Origin of the sequence: Pseudoalteromonas sp. PAST1, assembly GCF_021532515.1 — a bacterium.
GTDB lineage: Bacteria > Pseudomonadota > Gammaproteobacteria > Enterobacterales > Alteromonadaceae > Pseudoalteromonas > Pseudoalteromonas simplex.
The window spans coordinates 56554-77931 of the sequence record NZ_JAKGBH010000012.1 but is presented as its reverse complement, the minus strand read 5'-3'; the positions used below and the strand labels follow the sequence as shown (position 1 = coordinate 77931).

Genomic DNA, 21378 nt, shown 5'->3' with positions numbered 1-21378 from the left:
TCACTTTTGGCTTTTAAGCTTTGTTGAGAATGGCAAGGTGCTTTGTATGATGCGCGCTAAATAAGCGACAAAATATATAGCCCGTTACGAACATAGATAAGCTATATGTTGCACCAGGAATGGCCATAGCTGCATTGTTGATTAAGGTGCTCGCAATTAAAATGGCAAGGGTGCCATTTTGTAGTCCAACTTCAACCGCAATGCTCATTTGTTGCTTGTGATCTAAGCCCGATATTTTTGCAAAAAACAGCCCAAGTAACAGCGTGCTGAGGTTTAATGTCAGCGTTGCAATGCCACTGGTCGCAAAAAAGCTCAGCATTTGGTCAGCATTTTTATGAATAATGCTAAGTACTATCACAATTAAGAATACACTCGAAAAACGACGAATAAAGGGTTCTATTTTCAAGCTCAAATGGGGTTTAAAGTAATTAAATACCATTCCTAAGCAAACAGGAAGTACCGTTATCATTAGCATTTGCACTATGGTTTTAATCACTGGCAAAGCGAATTCGTGGCCCGGCACACTCAATGTTTGCATGGCAAAATGCATAATTAGTGGCAAGGTAAACGGTGAGATAAATGTAGCTAGCGTTCTTAGACTTATTGATAGCGCAACATCCCCTTTGAATAAATAGGTATAGAGATTTGAAGTCACACCACCCGGGCAGCAAGCCACTAAGATCAGGCCTATAGCGAGCTCAGGGGTTAGGGTAAAACTCATTGCTATTAAAAACGCAACGCTTGGCAATAACAGTAGTTGGCAGCTTAAGCCTATTGAAAGTGCTTTGGGGCTAATAAATAACGCCCCAAAGTCTTGCTTTTTAAGCCCTAACCCCATGCCAAACATGATGATAAATAGTGCTAAAGGCAGCACTATTTTAGTCATGATATCAATTTGCATGGTGTATCCTTATTGATCGTAACCTGGACTTTTATTGTCGAGTAAGCGCAGCAGGGCAGGCCAAGCGATTGCGCCACCCAATCCCTTCGTAGCAACTTCAGTTTGCCCTTTGATACCCTCAATAATCGCGCTAGGTACTTGTACGAGGTGCTCGGTATTTTGTGAAGTACGAGTTTGTACAGCACATGCAGCTTCAAAAACATACATAAACAAAAATGCATCAGCGACCGTTTTACCCACAGTTAATAGGCCATGATTACGTAGCATTAAAAAGTTATTAGAACCTAGGTCATTCACTAAACGGTCTTGTTCTGCAGGATTAAGAGCAATGCCTTCGTAGTCGTGATAACCCAGACCTGAGTGCACAACAACAGCTTGCTGAGAGATAGGCAATAAGCCGTCTTTGTTGGCAGACACTGCCGTGCCATTGAGTGAGTGGGTGTGAATAACGCAATGGGCATCATCACGCGCCATATGAATACAGCTATGAATATTAAACCCCGCAGGATTAACTGGGTATTCGCTGTCATGCAGCTTATTACATTGTTGATCTACTTTGATAAGACTTGATGCGGTAATTTCGTGAAACATCATGCCATACGGGTTTATCAAAAACTCGTTGTCTGTGCCGGGAACGCGCATTGAAATATGGGTAAAAATTAAATCATCCCAGCCATATAAAGCCACTAGGCGATACGCGGCAGCGAGCTCAACACGGGCTTGCCATTCTTGTTCTGATACTGTGTGTTTCATGGTCATGGTGTTTTCCTAAAATGGTACTTTGCGAATAATAATGTCTTTAAACATCACCCAATCACCAATAAAGCTATAAAAAGGGTGTGTAAAAGTAGCGGGGCGATTTTTCTCAAAAAAGAAATGACCAACCCAAGCAAAGCCATAGCCCACAACAGGGCATAAAATTAACCAGCTATATTGCTGCTGATAAATAGCGGTAAACAAAATAGCCAAAACAACCCAACTGCCAAAGAAGTGTAAGCGTCGACAGACTTTATTTTTATGTTCTTGTAAGTAGTAAGGGTAAAACTCTTTAAAGCTCGCGAACTCGCGTTTACTTGCTACAGTGCCCATATTGTTGTCTCCGTTGTTAATTACAGGTTAACAATAGGCTTTTATTCTTTTATTTACTTGATAGTATAGGTCATTAAATTGTTTGTTTAGGACGCGCATGAGAACCTTATCAAGCTGGTGGCTTCGTGCTATGGCTGAGTCGTTTAAATGGCAGGGCTTACCGATTAATGAGTTGTTTGCAGCGGCAAATATTCCTTTAGCAGAATTAAGTAGCCAAACAGCCCGATACCCGCAAGCGAGTGTCAGTAAGCTTTGGAAGCAGGCGCAAGCGATGTTACCAAACACGCATTTAGGTCTTTATGTTGGCAGTAACATGAATGTACGGGCTATTCCGGTAGTAGGTATGGCTATTATTCAGTCAACACAGCTATTGAGTGCTTTTCGGCTGATATTGCGTTATCAAAAATTGATGGGCGATACACATAATGTGTCTCTAATCGATCACGGTAGTGAGTATGAACTTCGCTTTAACTTTAGTGATGGTGAGCGGGATATGTCACTGCTAAGCTACGAGGCACCCATGGCGTTTTGTGTGAAAATAGCGCGCACTGTGAAGGGAAAAGATTGGCACCCAACGCGAATTTGCTTGCAACGTAAAGAGCCTCATAGTGAGATTAATGCGCACTTTAATTGCAAAATTGAATACGGCGCTACGACCCATAGCCTATTTTTTAGCGAAAATACCGATAGTGAACCTGTGTTATCAAGCCAGATGAAACTGGTGACGCAAACGAATGTGACGCAGGTGCTGAGAATTTTACTTGAAGAGCATTTAATTCAAGGCCAAACCACCAATAAAGCAATGGCAAAAGCACTTAATATGAGTGAAAAAACGTTGCAACGGCGTCTTGCAAAAGAGGGCACAAATTTTAGTAAAGAATTGGCAAGATTAAGACAGCTAAAAAGTGTGTCATTGTTAAACGAAACAGACTTATCAGTCACAGAAATAGCCTTTTTATGTGGCTACTCTGAAATTAGTGCATTTCATCGCTGGTATGGCATGTCGCCAAAAGTGTACAGGCAAAAAAATTAATGCCATAAGTCGAGTGCATTGCTGCACTCGACAAGGTTTTAAAAACTAATTAGAAGCTATAACTAATGCTTGCAGAAATACTACGACCAGAACTTTCGAGCCCTTCTAAGCTATCTGATGCAGAGTGGTTCGCAAGGCTGCCATGCTGATAATAAGTTTTGTCGAACAAGTTGCGAATAGCTAAGTTTAGATTAGCTTGACCAAAGCTTGCTCGTGCTAACCAATCAACCGTACCATAGCCTGGTGTTTCGTAATTGCCTTCGTTCACTTTGGTCATTTTTTTAGCAAAGTTCACGATTAAATCACTACCCAATGTTTCACCTTGGAAGCTAACACCCAAGTTACCTGATAGAGGGTTGATTGAGCTGATGTATTCATCGGTTTCGTCATTTTTACCGTCTTGATAACTTGCATTCAAAAACACAGAAATAGCATCTGTTGCATAGTAAGTTGTTGAAAACTCTGCGCCTTTGATGGTTACTGAGTCAATGTTCTGATACTGATATTTATCGTGGATATATCCAAATGAGCCGTCGTCATTAAATACAGTTTCACGATCTATTAATTCGGTTGCTAAAAAGTCATCAAACTTATTGTGGAATACCGCTGCTGTAACCGTAAAATCGCCTATGTGGCCACGTAAACCAAGCTCGAAAGTATCGCTTTTCTCTGGATCTAAATCATCCGCAGGTAATACTTCATAAATGTATTCAGCGGTAGGTTGGTTATAATGCTCAATGTAAGCTAGGTCATAAGCAGGTACTTTAAAGCCTTGCCCGTATTGCGCATAAGCGCTCAACATATCATTGATATAATATAAGCCACCTAAATTAAATGAGAGGTTGCTTTCATCAATTTTAGCGTATTCTTCACCATCTGTTTTTAAAGCGCCGTTTGGATCCATACTGTAATAATCAAAACGAACACCTGGCGTTACAACCAGTTTGTCGTTGAGTAATGAGATTTCGTCATTGATGAATAAACCAGCACGAAGAGTATCATTTTTAGGGAACTTATTGGTGGTATCGTCTTTGGTTGTTTCGCCTTCAACTTCACGATATTCATGCACAGTGCGTAAGCTTTCGGTTGTTTCAACATCAATACCATAACCAAGAGTGTGTTGTTTGTTTAAGGCTTTACTAGCATGGGAGATCAGGCCATAGGTTGTTTGCTCGTAGGTGCCTGTTTTCCACATGTCACGCATTTCAACGGTACCAAACATTGGCGCATTGATGTCTAATAACGCATATTCTTGGTCGTCTTGGCGGTTATTAGTGTAGTAAAGGTTAAACTGAGCGCTATCCCATAAGCGATTGGCTGAATTATTGTTGTAACTAAAGCGATATGAGTCGCTATCTTTTTCGGTTTGCGTGTTTTCGGTGGCAATATTGTAGCCATATTCTGCTAAGCCACGGAAATAGGTAAGTAGGCCATCAGCACTGTCGCCATTGACATCTTGGCGCCACAGATCAGCAGAGAAGTTAATGTAATCTTTATCGTTTATGTTGTATTTAAGTTTGTAAAGAAGGCTTTGTGAATCAATTTCGAATGGCGCATTGCTTTGGTGTTTATTTTGCTCTTCCTCGCCATCACGAGCGGTTACACTTAATAGGTGATCAAAGTTACCATGCTGAGCATAAAGTGTTGCACCTAAACTGGTTTGATCATCTAAGTCGCTGTAACCTAATTTCACACGGCCGCCAAACTGCTCACCGTCTTGTAAATAGTCGCTTGCATCTTTAGTTGTAAACACCACGATTCCGCCCAGTGCATCAGAGCCATAAAGCGAAGATGCAGCACCCTTTGCTACTTCAACTTGCTTTAAAGTATCGGTATCAATAAAGCCACGACCCACAATATCGTTCAAGCCGTTTGCACCGTAGCCTTCGTTCATTCGCATGCCGTCTTTAATCATCAGAATACGATCAGAACCCATACCTCGTACTTGAATGTTTTGTGCACCGCCAACACGGCCAGTTACCTGAATACTTGGGTCATATAAGAATAATTGACTCATATCAGTGACAACTTGTTTTTCAATATCGTCATTTGTGATTACAGAAATACTCGCAGCAACATCTTTTAATGGTTTTTCAGTACGCGAGCCACTAACAACAATTACTTCTAAATCGTCAGCTTTGATTGATTCATCGGCAATGGTAGGTGTTGCAGAAGCTGCAAGAGTCGCAGCGATTAAAATGCGTAAAGAATGTGTTTTAGCTAGGCGCATTATTGGTTTCCTTAGGAGCTTTATATTATTTGTGTACAGAGAACTGTTTAATTTTTGCCAGAATAATACGCCTATTTTTATAAAGATCAATATAAATGCAAATTGTTCCTATTTGCATTATTGTAATGGTGTGTGTTTTCACGTACATTTGAGCTCGTCAAATTTACTGGGGCAATAATGTGAATATCCAAATAATCGAACAACTTATGGCTGATGTGTCAGCTCTTCTAATGGCACCTGTGATTTTAGTGATTGTAGTGCTCTTTGTTTATGCGTTTTTCGCAGCAGGGAGGTTTGTATCTGAATATCTAATCAGAAGAAGAAATCAGCTTGCGTATCAGCGAGATATCGATACTAAAACGGCCACGAATTACAGAGGCTTTTATGTCCATAATTACTATGTAGCGAATCCAACTGCATCTGAGGATGAGCTTGAAGTGTTTGCGTTAAAACAACTAGAAGTACTTAGAGTTGTTACCCGTATCGCACCTATGCTTGGTCTAATTGCGACGATGATCCCAATGGGACCTGCATTAAAAGCCCTTGCCGATGGCAACATTCAGGGGATCAGCGAAAATTTAATCATTGCCTTTGCAGCGGTTATTTGGGGCTTGGTTATTTCGACCCTAACGTTTTGGCCAGCTTCGGTTAAAAAACGTTGGTGCGCTCAAGAACTTATCAATATTCGTAAATTAAGAGGGCAATAACATGCGCTTTTTAGACGAAGATGAAGAGTTAAACCCAATTGTCAGTGCCGTTAATCTGGTTGATGTATTTCTGGTGATTATTGCTGCACTTCTTATTGCAATTGCACAAAACCCACTCAGCCCTTTTACTGCAGAAAACGTGACTGTTGTTAAAAATGCCGGTGAGCCAAATATGGAAGTAATCGTTAAAGAGGGCAAGGAGATTAAACAATATAAATCTAACGGTGAAATTGGTTCTGGCGAGGGCATGCGCGCTGGTGTGGCTTATAAAATGGCTGACGGTAGCTTTGTTTATGTCCCCGAAAGTGATGGCTCAGCAACGGGCAAACAAGAGAATACACAATGATAAGAATAATAACGTTTGCGCTGCTTTTATTCAGCGCACTGACTTCACATGCAGCACAAAAGCCTGAAGTACTTATAATGATGTCGGGTCATGTGGCTAAATCGAAAGGGGCATTGCTAACAAGCCTTGCTGAAGATCAACCGTTCACCTTTACTAATTTTAGTACTAAAGGCAAAACTGACGAAGAGATTAAACAAGCTTGGCAAAATGCCGAGTTGATTTTGTTGGATGGTATCAATCCTGCGCTTTCAAAATATATGTTTGCTAAGTATCAGCCATATTTAACTGAGTACCCCAATGTGCCAGTGATCTCACTCGGTGATATGGATAACTCAGCAATGAATAGCGGTTTATCTGAGCAGCAACATACTCACCTTGGCGGTTATTACAATAATGCCGGGCGCGATAATTACCGTAATATGATGCTTTATATTGCAAATGCCATTTTTAAACTCTCAGATGTGCCAGCAGAGCCAGTTAAAGTCATTCCAAACGTTGGTTTATATCATCCTGAGTTTGACGGCCATGTTAGTGCTGATGAAACGCAGTTTTTTAATTGGTTAGATGCTAAGCCAGCTCAAGCAGTTATAGCGATAGCGATTCATCGTTCAGTCATTGATTATGAACAGCAACAAATAGTTGATGCATTAATTACAGGTCTTCAGAACAAAGGTGCGAAAGCATTGGCGTTTTTCTTTGAAGGCAATGACGAAGCACTAACTTACCCAGAGCTACTGAGTGATGAAACTGGTTCACGGGTAGATTTAATCATTAACTATCGTTCATTACACTATGTTGAGAAACGCCGCGCAGAGTTTATGCAAATTGGTGTGCCTGTTATTCATGCACTTAACTATACTGAAGGCGATGAACAGGCTTTTAAAGAAGATCATGCGGGTGTATCACCAGCACTCACTCCGTTCTTTCTTGTAATGCCAGAAGATACGGGTAGTACCGACCCAATTATTATTGCTGCCAATGAAAAGGGCAGTAAGGTGGCAATGCAAGCACAACTTAATGCGTTGGTTGAGCGTGCATTTAATCATGCCAATTTAGCGCACATTAAAAACACAGATAAAAAAGTCGCCACCTTTATTTGGAACTACCCGCCGGGTGAGAAGAATATTGGCGCTGCATTTTTAGATGTACCGAGTTCGATTGCTAACATCGCAAGAGCGATGAACGAGAAGGGTTACCAAGTAAAACAAACGGATACAGCCACGTTAGTTGAGCAAGCGGGTAAATTGCTTCGCCCTTATTATCGTGGTGAAGATGCTGAGGCTTTGGTAAAACTCGGACTCGCAGATTATTTACCGCTAAGTATCTATCAAACTTGGTTTGATAGCCTACCTCAGGATGTCACTCAGCCAATTATTGATAAATATGGTCAACCAAGTGAAAGCGCTATGTTGCGTATGCACAATGGCGAAATGATGTTTGTCATTCCGCGCATGGAACTGGGTAACATGATTGTACTTCCTCAAGGTGTGCGTGGTGAAACGGCAAAGCAGCATGCTGCCCAGTATCACAATACTAAATCGGTTATCAATCATAGTTACTTAGCTATTTATCTATACGCACGTGATGTTTTTAATGCTGATGCGGTGGTGCATTTAGGTACTCATGGTTCACAAGAGTGGCTAAGTGGTAAAGAGCGTGGCTTATCGGTTTATGATGCGCCAAACTTAGCGATAGGCAATATTCCTGTTTTCTATCCGTACATTATTGATAATGTCGGTGAAGCGATGCAGGCAAAACGTCGTGGTCGTGCCACTATGATCAGTCACTTAACCCCTGGCTTTGCAAAAGCAGGGCTATACACTGAAGTGGCAAAATTAAACGAACTGATCACCAACTATTTAATGTTGGATGAAGGGCAAACAAAATCAAATACGCAGCAAGAAATAATTAAGCTTGCTAAGCAATTGAATATGTTAAAAGACCTCGATCTTGATGAAGCTACTTTAGCAGCTCAATTTGCTGACAAGATTACCGTCTTACAAGATCACTTAAACACACTGGCACAGATGAGCCAGCCGCTGGGAGTTCATATTTTTGGTGAGCTACCAATCAATGCCCATCTTTACAGCACTATTTTGCAAATGCTTGGTGATGATTTCACTAAACAAGCAGGTGAATTTGAGCGAGAAATAGGTATTGCTATTGGCGAGCCTGAACGTGAGGACGAGCGCAAGGTTGTAAAGTTAGAGGCATTAGAAGGATTTCAGTTACTAGCGCGAGTGCTGGGCGAAAATAGTAACTTAGCCATCCCTGAGTCGTTACAAAGTGATATCGCGACAGCTAAAGAGTACTGGCTAAACTTTCACAAAAGTGAAGAAATCACCGGTTTGCTAAATGGTTTAAATGGTCAGTATATACCAGTAAGCCACGGTAATGATCCTATTCGTAATCCGGCGGCTGTACCAACAGGTCGAAACTTAATTGGCTTTAACCCAGCGAAAGTACCTTCGAAAGAAGCTTATCAGGCTGGGGTTAAGATGCTTGAACAAACTGTACAGCAGTATCAAGCAGAACATGGCCGCTACCCACAGAAGCTTGCTTTTTCACTTTGGTCACTTGAAACAATGCGTCATCAAGGTGCATTAGAAGCACAAATTCTCCATGCAATGGGGATAAAGCCGAAGTGGAATAATCAGGGCAACATTGTTGGCACAGAAGTGATCCCATACTCAGAGCTTGGCAGGCCACGTATTGATGTAGTGGTCTCTGCGACAGGCTTGTACCGTGATGCATTTCCTAATGTCATGCTATGGATTGCTGAGGCAATAGATAAAGTGGCAAAGATGAAAGAAGATAATAACTTTGTTTATCGTCACTCAATGATCCTCAAGCAAACATTATTAGACGAAGGTAAAAGTGAAGAAGATGCAGATTACTTATCTTCTGTGCGTATTTTCTCTAATGAAAGTGGTGCATACGGTACTGGGCTTGCGGGGGGAGCGCTTGACTCTGATAGCTGGGAAAATGATAGTAAGCTGGCTAATTTGTATTTAGATCGAATGGGCTTTGGTTTTGGTAAGGATGAGGCTCGCTGGAGCGAAAATTTATCAGAAACAGGGCTATACAAAAAGGTGTTGTCGGGCACAGATGGGGTGGTGTTTTCTCGTTCAAGTAACCTTTATGCACTCATGACAAATGATGATCCGTTCCAATACTTTGGTGGCATCGGCCTAGCGGTTCGTAATATTGATGGTAAAACACCACAAATGTATGTCTCTAATTTGCGCCGTAAGGGGCAGGAGAAAATTCAAACTTTAGATCAGTTTATCAGTAACGAGATGCGCAGTCGTTATTTTCACCCTCGCTGGATTAAAGCGATGCAAGATTCAGGTTATGCTGGGGCTACCGCTATTTTAGACCGTATGAACAACATGTGGGGCTGGGAAGTTATGACCCCCGACGCGGTAAGAGATGATCAATGGCAAGAATTCTTTGAAGTGTATGTTGATGATAAATACGATATGCAAATGCGCGAGTTTTTTGAGCAACATAACGCTGAAGCATTAGCACAAATCATTGAGCGAATGTTAGAGGCAGTTCGCAAAGGTTATTGGCAAGCTGATGCCGAGACGCTGAAGAAAATGCTTGAAACCTACACTGAAATTGCTAATCAACATGATGTAGTTACAGACAATGAAACATTTACCGAGTTCGTAAAAGAACAAAATGCTGGCTTTGGCCTCGCACCTTTAGTTCCTGGGCAAGCGGCACCAGAACTTGCCAACAGTGTAAGTTCTGCTAGCCAGCAAGTGAGTGGCCAAAAACTCGAACAGGTTGAACAAGGTAAACCGACAGAATCTGACTATACATTATGGTGGCTATTAGGCGGGATTTTCTTTACTGGAATGATTAGCCCCTTTATAAGAGTGAAACAATAGCATTACCTTACAAAAGGCGGTCGAGGCTAGGTTTTTGGCCGCCTTTCATAACTTTTTAGTGCGTTTAGCCGCGTCACGTATTACAATTGCGACTTTATATCATTTCCATCTCCAGCGAATAGGTTTTCCACTTCTTCATGACAGATATTACAACACACCAAGCTTCTAGACGCCGCTTGTTAATTGCTTTAGCCATAACGTGCTCGTTTATGGTTATTCAGATCATTGGTGCCTATTATTCTAATTCGCTTGCTGTACTTGCTGATGCTGGGCATTTGTTTGTTCATAACAGTTCTTTATTTATTGCACTTATTGCTTCAAGCATGGCGATTTACTTTGCAAAAAACTTTAACGATGGTTACCAACGAGCTGAACTGACCGGTGGCTTGATCAATGGTGTTTTGTACTTGAGCATTAGCTTAATTATTCTTTACGAAGGTGGAGAACGTTATTTCCATCACAGTGATGGGCATGAACTACAAATCAATAGCTATTTGATGTCAGTTATATCTGCTATTGGATTTTTGTTTCATGGCGCAGCTGCATGGGTTTTGTATAAAGGGCGTAAGGCAAGTATTAATGTATATGCGGTATTTCTCCATTCGTTCTTTGACTTAATTTCGACAGTTTCTACTTTCTTTGCTGGAATTTTAATCTACTTAACCGGGTGGGCAGAAATCGATATTATTTCGAGTATGCTCATAGCGATCTTTGTATTGTTCACTGGGGTTAAAGTGATTATTCGCTGTATTAAAGGGTTACTGGAAAACCGTAGTAAGCTTCCTGATGTAGCAGCTATTGAGCAAAGTATTGCATCAATAGAACACGTTCAAAATGTGCATAATGTAACGGTAATGCGCCAAGACAAAGATATTGTTGTGGGAGCACATGTGGTGTTAAAGCAGCATTGTACCGTGGAAAAGCATGATGAGGCGTGTCGACTTAAAGTAGAACAGCTATTGCTTTCACGCTTTAAAGTAAACAAAAGTGTTTTACAAATCGAAAGTCATGAATGCCATTATGTTAATTAAAGTGGCAAAATGTTTAATTTTCTTTTAATTTAAAGGTATCGCTAGGGTGTTAGGATGCCTTTTTTGCTTCAAAATAAGCCATTTTATATTAACTTTTTAGCTGCGCTGTTGCTTGGTTGCATTGCAGGTCTAGTTAATTTATTGCCAGTATTTTTTTTGGATAGCTCTGAGTTTCTGCTTGGGCAATTTTTTGTCATTTTAAGCCTGCTTTTACTCGGTTGGCGCTATGCAATTATCACCTTTATTATTAGTACTGGCTTCATATTTTATCGCTGGGGCCATGCTTGGCCATCCATTGTTTTTGCCTTAGAGCTTATATTTTTACAATTATATTGCCTGTCTAAGGCGCGTCCTGTCTTTTTGAGAGGGATGCTTTTTTGGTTTGTTATAGGTTCACCCATTCTTTGGGTATTTGGGCACTATTTTTTAGCATTACCCACACTCACTCTGTTGATAGCATTGGCTAAGTACTGTTTAAATGCAGTTATTTACTTGTCTGTAATAGATTTATTGAGCTTTTTCTTTAGTCGATACTCTTGGCACAAATATTATTCCTCTTTGGATAAAATACTTAATTACGTGGTTAGCTTGTTAGTCATTTTAGTGGTAATACTCACTTCAATTGTTTTGACTAACAATCACTATGCTCGCATAGAGTATGAGGTTAACGCTCAACTTAATGAAAAAGCGAATGAAATAGCGCGAGTTATCGATTCGCATTTAGAGCACCATAAAAAAGGAGTGGTTCTAACCGCAAAAAGTATTGCTCATGGGCTACCCAAACAGGTTGCACTTGAGAATATGGCTAATCTGTATCCAGATTTTAGAACTCAAATCATCACTGATGCTTTTGCAGATGTTACTCATTTTTACCCCCAATCATTAGCTGTAAGTTTGCAGCAGTCAAACATTCGCGCAAATGTTGCAGATCGTGATTACTTTATTCATGCACCGTCCAATAAGCAGGGTTATATCTCGACTATTTTTAAAGGGCGTGGTTTTGGTTCTCTGCCCATTGTTGCGGTTTCAGCGCCTATTTATATTGAGGATACGTTTACTGGCGTGGTCGAAGGCTCGCTGATGTTTGATTACTTTGCTAGTTTACGTCCAAGTTTATTTAGTCATCAAGGTGATTTACTAATACTCGATGCGGCTAATAAAGTTGTGTTTAGCACCATCGATGATTTTAAAGAGATGCAACAACTAAGCAATGAAGAGATTGATTCATTTGCGAATGAAGAGCGTTTTATCATATTTGATGCACAAAATGAGCAGCAATATTATGCTAAGCAAGCGCGCTTAGCTGACCATAATTGGATGGTTATGACCATGCTAAACCGAAAACACGCGAATGATGTCGCTGTAAATGCATGGGGACAATCATTGGTTATGATCATTTTTATTATTTTACTGACAAGCGTTTTTATCACTCAACTAAGTCGTTGGCTCACAACACCGATACGCAAACTTGCTGAACAAATTGATAAATTTGAGCCAGAAAATGCTGATACTGACACGTATTTACCGCAAACTTGGTTAGAAGTGAGCCGCTTGCAATCACAATTTTCCAGCCTTGCGAATAAGCTCGCACTGAGCTTCAATCGTCTACATCAAGCGAACCACGAAAATGAATTACTAAACGTAAGACTGAAAGACTTTAATGCACAACTAGAAAAACAGGTTGATGATAAAACCAATGAGTTGGTTGAAGCTGTACGGGCTGCAAATAATGCTAACCGCACTAAATCTCAGTTTTTGGCTAATATGAGTCACGAAATTCGAACTCCGCTAAATGGTATTTTAGGGATGACTCAGCTGTTACTAGATAATAAAGATTTAGCAGAAGAAGAACACGAAGAGTTAGTGATGATCCATCAAAGTGCGAATAACTTACTGCTGATTTTAAATGATATTTTAGATTTCTCCAAAATAGAGGCGGGTGCTTTAAAATTAGAGTATCGTGCAGTTGAAATAACTAAGTTACTTGAACAAATTGCCAAGGTGTTTAGTAGTACAAGCGTAAAAAAAGGGGTGACGTTTAAGCTTAACATTAGTGACTCTGTACCAAGTTGTATCAGTTTAGACCCTTTAAGGTTTAGCCAAGTTATAAATAATATTTTGAGTAATGCCGGCAAGTTCACAGAGTCGGGCGACATTACCATGAGCTGTACTATGGTTAATGACCGAATGCAGATCAGCATTCGTGATACAGGCATCGGGATTTCAAGTGAGCAGCAGGCAAAACTGTTTACCGAGTTTACTCAAGCCGACATTTCTACCACACGTAAATATGGCGGAACGGGACTTGGGCTAACCATTAGTAAGCGAATTATTGAGTTAATGGCAGGGGAGCTTAAGCTAACAAGTCAAGAAGGCGTTGGTAGTGAGTTCACCATCACGATGCCTGTAATTATTAGTAATTCAGCCTCAGTGGATAACCAAAGTACTGCGACTCCCCAATTAGCAGGTTTGAATATCTTACTAGTTGAAGATAACCCTGTTAATCAAATTGTATTGAAAAAGATGCTGCGTTTTACTCAGTGTAATCTCAAACAAGCAAATGACGGCCTTGAAGCACTTGAGATACTGCAGAGTTATCAAGCTGATATTATCCTTATGGACTGCCAAATGCCAAATATGGATGGCTATCAATGTACAAAAGAAATAAAACAGAACCCGCACTTGTATGGTCAGGCTATAATCATTGCCATCACTGCGAATGCATTTGAAGAGGATCAGCAGCGTTGCCTTGTTGCTGGCATGGATGATTTTATCTCAAAGCCAATTAATAAAGACCAATTATATGCGTGTTTAAACAAATGGCTTAAAGCTCTTTTAAACGAGCAACAATAGATTGCAAGTTTTGTTCTGCAAGTAGGTCTTCAGAAAGCATAGGTTTTGCAAAGTAGTAACCTTGAAAGTCATCACAGCCCATGTGTTGTAAAAATTTAATTTGCTCAATAGTTTCAACGCCTTCGGCAATACAATAAAGGCCTAAATTAGCGGATAACGCATGGATTGTTTTGATAATTGATTCGTTACTTCGATCATGCCCAATATTGCGCACAAAACTTTGGTCTATTTTAATGACGTCAATTGGAAACTGACTGAGGTAAGTCAGTGAAGAATATCCGGTACCAAAGTCATCAAGTAATAGTTTAAAACCCGCATTTTTTAACTTTCGTAGCTGCTTTGAGGCTTTATCTTTGTCTTCTAGTAATGTGTTTTCAGTAATCTCTAAGCGCAATTGCGCAGGCTTAATGCGAAAATTATTCAGGATCAACAAGAGTCTTTCGGTTAAGTTCGCCTTTAATATGTGCGTTGGCGATACATTTAAAGAAAGGTAAAAACGAGGGTTTGATCTTAAAATTGGCTGCAATTCTGTTAAAGCTCGATTTAAAGCCTGTTCTGTAAGTACATCGATTAAACCAATTTCTTCTGCAATAGGGATAAACTCAGCAGGTGAAATAAAACCTTGTTCTGTCTTCCAGCGCATTAATAATTCAACACCATTAATTTGCTTCGTTTTAGCATTAACAATTGGCTGATAATTATTAAAAAGCTCATCATCTTTAAAGGCATCTTTTAACGCATTTTCGAGTAATAACTTTTTAGTGAGCTGGTTATTCATCTGCTCGGTAAAGTATTTGAAATTGTTCCGCCCAGATTGTTTGGCATGCATCATGGCAATATCAGAATTGCGTATTAACTCATCAGCTGTTTTAGCATCAAAAGGATAGAGTGCAACCCCAATACTGGCTGAAATATTGATAGAAAAATCGTCAATAATGACTTTATTTGCTAATTCTTGTGTAAGTTGCTTAACTAATTCGCTCAACGTTTGAGGCGAATGAAGATCTTTGACTAACACTAAAAACTCATCGCCACTTTGTCTACCAACCGTTGCATTATTAGGTAAAAGTAAACTTACACGTTGCGTAATATTGCACAGCAATTGGTCACCAACAGCATGGCCAAAAGAGTCATTCACTGGCTTAAATTTATCTAAATCAATAAATAACAAGGCTGCTAACTTGTTATGCTTTTTAGAATGATTTATACAATTATTGATTTTTGAATGCATTAATGAACGATTTGGTAAGCCCGTTAATGGGTCGTAATTCGCTAAATAACGTAACTCATCTTCAGCACGCTTTTGTTCTGTAAGATCTGAAATAACAATCACATAATGACTAATCGCTTGATTATCTTTCGCAACTGCAGTAACACTGATATGAACAGGGTGGGATGGATTTTTTTGAGTGTGTATATAAGCTTCTGTTTTCCAGTTTTGTTTTGGTTTTAATGTTTTTAACACATTGATGTATCTTAAGAACTGAGCCCTACCTATTGTGCGAACAAAGTCCTTAATTGTTAGATCAGTTATATTGCCTGTAATAGCAAATGTATCACTGAAGCTTGTATTTGCTGAAAATGGTTTTAACTGGCTGTCTAAAATTAAAAGCCAGTCATTTATCTGGCTGAAAGCTTCACCGAGCACACTTGCTTGTAGTGCATTTGCTCTTTGTTCGGTAATGTTGGTATAGATACCTGTTACTTTTATTGGCTTATTTGCTTCATCAACTTCGACGACACGGCCAATGTCCTGATACCATAACCACTTACCATTTTGATGATTTAAACGGTAGGTGATATTCCATTGTTCTTGATTTGATTGTTTTGCAAAGGCATTCCAATGGTTTAAGTAGGCACTACGGTCTGCTGGATGAATAAAATCAAGGAACTCAATGAGGGCTAAACTCTCGTTACTCTTGTGGTAACCCAGCTCTGTCACAAAGCGATTATTTAAAAGCGTTTGCTGGCTTAAATTGGCTTCCCATACCCCACTTTTGTTACTGCTCAGTGCTAATTCAGTTTGTTGTTGCGATTTAACAACATCAGCATGCGCTTTATTCAGTACTTGTTGACGTGCTCTGTATTGCCAAAAAAAGAAAAAGAGTATGGCAAAAATGAGCAGCACATAACCTGTTATCGCAACTGGTGAAGACCAAGGCGCATAGGCAATATTAAACTGTAGTTGTCTTGTTGCTGAACTGACTTTGGAGCTCTCGGAGTTAGAAGCAACAGACAAGATATATTGTCCGGGAGGTAGCTTGGTAAAAAATACTTTGTTAGTGGTTAATTTGTCGTAATTTAATGACGTTGGTCCCTCTAAAGTTACTTTATAAGTTGTTTTATCCTTATTGATAGTATCAAAGTTAGAAAAGCTAACCTCAAGACCGATGTCTTCAGCAGTCATTTGAAGAGGGTTATTGATATATTTGTATGGATGATAGTTCAGCTCGCGAGAGAGCAAAGAAACATGAGTAATTTCAGTATTTATCGCATCTAATTCTGTTGGTGAAGTTAAAAAGTCTTCAGGTGCGATTAACAATAAGCCCCTTGTCGAACCAAAGCCAATTTGGCCATTGTCTAGCGTTGCATCGGCATCAACATTAAACTCATTAGCTGAAAGGCCATCACGGATAAAATACGAATTGACACTTCTTGAACTTAAATCAATTCTATACAGGCCATTTTGCGAACTAGCCCATAAAAAACCAAAGCGGTCGATTTGTAAGCCATACACTGATTTTGCATTGAGACCAGATTGAGTGCCTAAGCGATGTTTAATAGCGTAGGAGTGAGAGTCAACAGCAATTAACCCTTCGTTAGATGAAGCCAGCCAAAGTGTATCATTGTGGTCAATAACCCAATCATCAATCACAGAAAATGTGAGTGGATTAAAGTTTTCGACTTGATAAACAAGTGTCAATTTTTCAGTTTGCTCATTATAACGATACAAATGGCCAGACATACTTAACAAATAGTCGTTAGGGTGACTCGAGAGTGGCTTTAAAAAAGAGTGCGCATTGATAATATCGACTTGTTCTTTTAGTCCCTTAATAGTTCGTAATTCACCTGTTTTACCATTGTAGCGATAAAAGTTTTCTTGAGTAATAAATGCAAATTGATCTGAACCTAAAGTATGAAAGCCCCAACTTGGCTCATTTTCTAATATATTAATCACTTCTTTACTGCCTTTTAAAGGCACTAAATCACCGCTGATCTTATCAAAGAGCGCTAAGCCTCTGTACTTCATAAGCCACAGAAAGCGTTCAGATGGTTCTATTTCTGCCTGTGCAATGCCATATACAGCATGTTCTCCATGAAAGGCTTTTATATCGTCATTAACTAGGTAAGGGCTGATGGAGTTTGTTAATTGGTTATACTTCAGCATGCCATTTTCGGTGCCGATCCAAATAATGTTTTCGTTGTCTTGCAATACCGCCCAAACACTATTGTTGACATTACCAGAAGTAGACGTTGATTCGATATGCTTAAAACGTCTTGCTAAGGTGGACCATGTAAAAACTCCCTGCGAACGAGAAGCAAGCCATAGCAATCCTGTTTTATCAATCATCACATCGACAATTGTATTGTCGGTCATTAAAAATTTACTTTGCTCATAGCTCAAAATAAATTCGGCAGATAGAGTTTCCCTATTAAATTCGAATAAGCCTTTTTCAGTGACAATATACTCACCAAATTTACTAGATGCGAAATCCCAAATATTTAATTCAGGAACCAATAGTTTGGTTTTATCTACTGCGAGGAGTTTATCTGCATTAAATGGAATGTTGTACATTCCTTCGACTGTACCAACTAACAGACCTAATTGAGGATCAAGGTGCAAAAATTTTGCGTTTTTATTATCGTTATTTAATTTATTTTCATCAGCAAGCTCAATACGAGAAACATGATCATCCACTAAGTTTTTTGAAAAAAGTCCTGCGGTTGTTCCAATGTATAAAAAATTATCATGCAGAGCTAAAGCACGAATAAAGTCATCTTGCTTATCGATTGAAAACTCATGCAAAAACTTTTTGGTTTGCTTATGGTAAGAATAAAGGTGCTGATTGATTGCGAAAAAGAAATGGCTGTCATCTTCTTCGAGTGCAAGAATAGGGGAAAAATAAACATCTTCAGGGGTTAGTTTTCCTGAATAGACTTTTTCGACACTGAGTGTTTTTGGGTTTATGAAGTAAGCACCTGAAAACTCAGTACTCACAAAAATCTTGCCATCACTGGTTTTAGTCATAAAAGTGATCTGTCGTTGATCAAGCATATATTCGCCAGCAAAAGCGGCTACTTGATAGCCGTCATATCTGTTCAAGCCTTGATAAGTGCCAACCCAAATAAAGCCTAAATCATCTTGCACGATTTTAGTTACACTACCTTGGGTTAACCCTTCATCTGTAGAGATCCGCTGCATTTGCAAAGCATAGTTTTGTGCATTCACTGAAAAGGTGAGCGTGAAGAACAGCAAATTGAATATCAAAAGAAAAAGTTTAGGCACCGACTGATTAACCCTAAATTATTATTTGCATATAATTTTTAACAAAATATAGCACAATTATGAATGTTATTGAGTCAGCTGAAAAGATAAATTAGTAAATGTTTAATTAAGGTACAACATAGTGTTAGCTGTGCTATAAATAGCCCATAGGCAACCTAAGGGAAAGTTATGCGTCATTCATTTATAAGTCAAAAGAATCATGCCTTGTTATTAATTATTGACCTTCAAGCAGGGCTTGAGCCTGTCATAAGCGACTTTGGCCAAGCTGTTAATTACACCGAAAAGTTGATAAATGCAGCTAAAGCTTTAGACATTCCGTATTTATTTACTGAACAAAACCCAACCAAGTTAGGTAAAAGTAGTGAACAGCTTTTACCCTTCATAAATGGTAATAATTGCTATCACAAAATACATTTTAGCGCGTGCCAAGAGGCGCAATTTACCCGTCAACTGGCTGACTTTAACCGTCAGCAAATAGTGGTGACGGGTACAGAGTCGCATGTGTGTGTACTGCAAACCTGTTTAGACTTAATTGCTAATGGCTATCAGGTGTTTGTGGTTGAAGATGCCATTGCATCACGCAACGAAAAACACAAAGAGTTAGCAATTAAGCAGCTATTGGCAGCAGGTGCTATTATTACCTGTGCAGAAAGTGTGATATTTCAATGGCTAGAAAAAGCAGGGACCGATCAATTTAGAGCATTATTGCAATTAATAAAGTGAACCACGATGCGGTTCGAACCGTATTGGCTCGATTAATTGTATTTTTGTAAATTATTTAATAATTAAGGCTTTATCTATGACGAGTGTGCGCCGCCTTTTTACTTATTTGTTCCTTTTATTGTTTGTTGAGTCTTTGGTTTTAGGCTTTATCTATTCGACCCTAATTACCGGTGTGGTAACGGGTTTATTATTGCTGTCTTTACCACTTTGGATGCTCCATCAATACCCAACGAGCAAATTAACAGCCCACGTTGTTGCTGCCGGTTGCATGATGTTTTCGTTTTTACACATCCAACAAAGCTACGGCCTCATTGAAGTACATTTTGAAATTTTCATTTTAATGGCCGTATTGATCATGTTTGTTGAATGGCGCGTGTTTATAACTGCACTTGCTTTTGTGGCCGTTCACCATTTGAGCTTTTATTTTTTACAGATCAACGAAGTTGGCTTATATGTTTTTGACCCAGACAGGTTGTACTTTAGCACCGTACTTATCCATGCTGTGTATGCCATTGTTGAAGCAATTGTAGCGGGTTACATTGCTAAAACCCTTCACCGCGAACGTAGTTCTGGCTTATCGTTAAGCACAACGACAGAGCAGATAATGGCCGACGAAAACAGCATTAATATTAGTTTAAGAGCGGATGATAGTCACAGTGAAGCTGTAGCGGGTTTTAACCGTTTACTGGGTTTTGTATCGAGTGTGATAGGTGATGTTCAAAGCCAAAGTAGTGTTTTAAAAAATCAGTCTAAACAATTACTTGAAGTACACGACGAGTTACATGAGCAAGCACTTCATCGTGAGCAGTTATCGACGGATATCGCGCAGTCAGGTGAACGAGTTGCCGAAGGCTTTGCCCATGTTGAACAAGAAAGTAATGAACTACAAACACAGTTTGAGCAGCTCCATTTAAGTGCCACTGAGGCACTCAATGAAGTGGCGAATACCGACAGCAAAACGGCGGAGCTTGCTAATAACCTTCAAGAGGCTGACCAAAATATTAGCCAGCTGGTGAGTGCATGTTCGCATATCTCAGAATTACTCAATGAAATATCGTCAATTGCTGAGCAAACAAACTTACTTGCACTAAACGCTGCAATTGAAGCTGCGCGTGCTGGAGAACAAGGTCGCGGCTTTGCAGTGGTGGCTGATGAAGTGAGAAACTTAGCAACACGCAGCAAAAACACCACAGATAAAATCACCAATACGCTTGAAAGCTTGATGCAAAACAGCGCCTCATCAACTAAGTCGATGCAGGGTAGTGTTGCGCTTATAGAGCAGTTGTCGGCCATTAGTTCGCAGATGAAACTGCAAATTACCGAGATGACAGAGCAGGTGAATGTTGCTGCAAGTAGCTCACAATCGGTTGCACATGTAGTGCAAAATCAAGCGGGTAATACGCGTGCTATAGCCGAGAATTCACAAGCCTTAATTGCTAACCAAGCCAACGATAATCTGATGATTGAAAAACTCACCGATCGCGTACAGTTAATTGATGTAAGTATCGATGTACTGGAGCAAGGTATTGCTAAATTCAAATAGCAAATGGCTGATAATGGCAACTCTACTTTGGGTTGCCTCTGTGGCATTAGCCTTGGTATTTGCTTATTCTCAACAAGCAAGCACCTTTGATCCAGATAAAAAGCTGGCAACAGCTAACTGGCTGACTACATTTCAACAAAGTATGGGACTTGGCATCACCCATACAGATACCTTGTACATTATTGATGAAAATACCTGTGTATGCTCAGAGCGCTCACAACCGCACATAACAAGCCTTAGCAGCTATGCAGCAGAGCAAGGTATTGAAGTAATAAAACTTAAACCAACATCTGCGGTTGCTGCAATATTACCCGCTCAACCTGCCGCAGTACTTGTTTCTGAAAATCAACAGCTTGTGTATGCAGGGCCATTATCAAAAGGACTCGCGTGTTCAAGTCAGAATGGCTTTGTTGAGTTAGTAATTGCAAACTTACGAGCGGGTTTTAATAGCCAGTTTATTAATTCAGACGCCGAGGGATGTTATTGTGAAATTAATTGAGCTTGAAAGGTAAGTAA

The 21378-nt window shown here is 39.8% G+C and carries 14 protein-coding genes; 9 read left to right on the top strand and 5 right to left on the bottom strand.

Annotation, left to right across the window (positions count from 1 at the left end; translation table 11 throughout):
- Positions 1-13: 13 nt before the first annotated feature.
- The 3 genes from L1272_RS08035 to L1272_RS08025 are packed head-to-tail and all read right to left on the bottom strand — an operon-like array spanning position 14 to position 1990.
- Positions 14-901, bottom strand: coding sequence for a bile acid:sodium symporter family protein (locus tag L1272_RS08035; RefSeq protein WP_235373163.1), 888 nt, complete (start codon positions 899-901; stop codon positions 14-16).
- A gap of 9 nt (positions 902-910) precedes the next feature.
- Complete coding sequence (locus L1272_RS08030) at positions 911-1660, bottom strand: class II aldolase/adducin family protein (protein ID WP_206004254.1); 750 nt, start codon at positions 1658-1660, stop codon at positions 911-913.
- Positions 1661-1669: 9 nt separating this feature from the next.
- A complete protein-coding gene (locus L1272_RS08025; RefSeq protein WP_054553946.1) occupies positions 1670-1990 on the bottom strand; it encodes a DUF962 domain-containing protein in 321 nt (106 codons plus the stop codon).
- 97 nt (positions 1991-2087) lie between these two features.
- On the opposite strand from L1272_RS08025, the gene L1272_RS08020 reads away from it, so the two are divergent.
- Positions 2088-3023: an AraC family transcriptional regulator gene (locus tag L1272_RS08020; protein ID WP_235373162.1), complete on the top strand. Its 936-nt coding sequence runs from the start codon at positions 2088-2090 to the stop codon at positions 3021-3023.
- A 49-nt stretch (positions 3024-3072) separates the two neighbouring features.
- On the opposite strand, the gene L1272_RS08015 is transcribed toward L1272_RS08020, so the two are convergent.
- On the bottom strand, positions 3073-5253 hold the full coding sequence (locus tag L1272_RS08015; RefSeq protein WP_235373161.1) for a TonB-dependent hemoglobin/transferrin/lactoferrin family receptor: 2181 nt from the start codon (positions 5251-5253) through the stop codon (positions 3073-3075).
- A gap of 179 nt (positions 5254-5432) precedes the next feature.
- On the opposite strand from L1272_RS08015, the gene L1272_RS08010 reads away from it, so the two are divergent.
- The 5 genes from L1272_RS08010 (at position 5433) to L1272_RS07990 (ending at position 14089) form a co-directional block, all read left to right on the top strand.
- Positions 5433-5960, top strand: coding sequence for a MotA/TolQ/ExbB proton channel family protein (locus L1272_RS08010; protein WP_235373160.1), 528 nt, complete (start codon positions 5433-5435; stop codon positions 5958-5960).
- A 1-nt stretch (position 5961) separates the two neighbouring features.
- On the top strand, positions 5962-6306 hold the full coding sequence (locus L1272_RS08005) for a DUF2149 domain-containing protein (RefSeq protein ID WP_054554591.1): 345 nt from the start codon (positions 5962-5964) through the stop codon (positions 6304-6306).
- Complete coding sequence (gene cobN / locus L1272_RS08000; protein WP_235373159.1) at positions 6303-10205, top strand: cobaltochelatase subunit CobN; 3903 nt, start codon at positions 6303-6305, stop codon at positions 10203-10205. The genes L1272_RS08005 and cobN overlap by 4 nt, the downstream gene beginning before the upstream one ends.
- A 137-nt stretch (positions 10206-10342) precedes the next feature.
- Positions 10343-11236 carry a cation diffusion facilitator family transporter gene (locus L1272_RS07995; RefSeq protein WP_187489459.1) on the top strand — a complete coding sequence of 298 codons (894 nt, stop codon included), beginning with the start codon at positions 10343-10345 and terminating at the stop codon, positions 11234-11236.
- A 579-nt stretch (positions 11237-11815) separates the two neighbouring features.
- Positions 11816-14089, top strand: coding sequence for a response regulator (locus L1272_RS07990; RefSeq protein WP_235373180.1), 2274 nt, complete (start codon positions 11816-11818; stop codon positions 14087-14089).
- On the opposite strand, the gene L1272_RS07985 is transcribed toward L1272_RS07990, so the two are convergent.
- Entirely contained in the window at positions 14061-18596 is a 4536-nt protein-coding gene (locus L1272_RS07985; RefSeq protein ID WP_235373158.1) for an EAL domain-containing protein, read from the bottom strand. The genes L1272_RS07990 and L1272_RS07985 overlap by 29 nt on opposite strands.
- A gap of 168 nt (positions 18597-18764) precedes the next feature.
- Between L1272_RS07985 and L1272_RS07980 the strand changes: the two genes are divergently transcribed.
- From L1272_RS07980 to L1272_RS07970, 3 genes are all read left to right on the top strand, one after another.
- Positions 18765-19319 (top strand): isochorismatase family protein, encoded by a 555-nt coding sequence (locus tag L1272_RS07980; RefSeq protein WP_235373157.1) that lies wholly within the window; start codon positions 18765-18767, stop codon positions 19317-19319.
- A 76-nt stretch (positions 19320-19395) separates the two neighbouring features.
- Positions 19396-20862, top strand: coding sequence for a methyl-accepting chemotaxis protein (locus L1272_RS07975; protein WP_235373156.1), 1467 nt, complete (start codon positions 19396-19398; stop codon positions 20860-20862).
- A gap of 13 nt (positions 20863-20875) precedes the next feature.
- On the top strand, positions 20876-21361 hold the full coding sequence (locus L1272_RS07970) for a DUF6436 domain-containing protein (protein WP_138599419.1): 486 nt from the start codon (positions 20876-20878) through the stop codon (positions 21359-21361).
- Positions 21362-21378 lie beyond the last annotated feature (17 nt).

Excerpts from the sequence above, each read along its gene's own strand:
- L1272_RS08035 (WP_235373163.1), bottom strand. The coding sequence starts at position 901 with ATGCAAATTGATATCATGACTAAAATAGTGCTGCCTTTAGCACTATTT.
- L1272_RS08030 (WP_206004254.1), bottom strand. The coding sequence starts at position 1,660 with ATGACCATGAAACACACAGTATCAGAACAAGAATGGCAAGCCCGTGTT.
- L1272_RS08025 (WP_054553946.1), bottom strand. The coding sequence starts at position 1,990 with ATGGGCACTGTAGCAAGTAAACGCGAGTTCGCGAGCTTTAAAGAGTTT.
- L1272_RS08020 (WP_235373162.1), top strand. The coding sequence starts at position 2,088 with ATGAGAACCTTATCAAGCTGGTGGCTTCGTGCTATGGCTGAGTCGTTT.
- L1272_RS08015 (WP_235373161.1), bottom strand. The coding sequence starts at position 5,253 with ATGCGCCTAGCTAAAACACATTCTTTACGCATTTTAATCGCTGCGACT.
- L1272_RS08005 (WP_054554591.1), top strand. The coding sequence starts at position 5,962 with ATGCGCTTTTTAGACGAAGATGAAGAGTTAAACCCAATTGTCAGTGCC.
- cobN (WP_235373159.1), top strand. The coding sequence starts at position 6,303 with ATGATAAGAATAATAACGTTTGCGCTGCTTTTATTCAGCGCACTGACT.
- L1272_RS07995 (WP_187489459.1), top strand. The coding sequence starts at position 10,343 with ATGACAGATATTACAACACACCAAGCTTCTAGACGCCGCTTGTTAATT.
- L1272_RS07980 (WP_235373157.1), top strand. The coding sequence starts at position 18,765 with ATGCGTCATTCATTTATAAGTCAAAAGAATCATGCCTTGTTATTAATT.
- L1272_RS07975 (WP_235373156.1), top strand. The coding sequence starts at position 19,396 with ATGACGAGTGTGCGCCGCCTTTTTACTTATTTGTTCCTTTTATTGTTT.
- L1272_RS07970 (WP_138599419.1), top strand. The coding sequence starts at position 20,876 with ATGGCAACTCTACTTTGGGTTGCCTCTGTGGCATTAGCCTTGGTATTT.